1 pseudogene is annotated in these 353 nt (G+C 61.8%); it reads right to left on the minus strand.

The window, feature by feature from the left end:
- A pseudogene (locus M2R48_RS21330) lies at positions 1-353 on the minus strand (hypothetical protein); the annotation flags it as partial.

Here is a 353-nt window from a genome sequence, read left to right on the forward strand (position 1 = left end):
TTTCCGCTTCATAAGCCACTTCATACGCGGCCTTTTCCAGGCTGAACAAGGTCAGCGCTGCGTCCTGGCCTTTGGCATCCTGCCAGTCATGCGCCAGTGTAGCCGTCGCCGCGTGATAAGCCTTGATAAATGCCAGACGCGCCTCAATCAGGTAGCGCTCGGTCACACGCTGGCGCGCCGCGTCCGCTGCGGGTGAGTGGTCCACACCTTGCACATTCAGGGCCATGGCCGCCGCGTAATCAAACGAACGCAGCACGCCGCTGACGTCTTTATAGGGGCTGTGCTTGCCGCGCCGTTCGTGCAGCGGCCGCGCCGGTTCCCCTTCAAAGTCGATCAGGTAAGCGTCGCCTTTC

It is taken from the genome of Acinetobacter sp. I-MWF, from assembly GCF_025433935.1.
Classification (GTDB): Bacteria; Pseudomonadota; Gammaproteobacteria; order Pseudomonadales; family Moraxellaceae; genus Acinetobacter; species Acinetobacter guillouiae.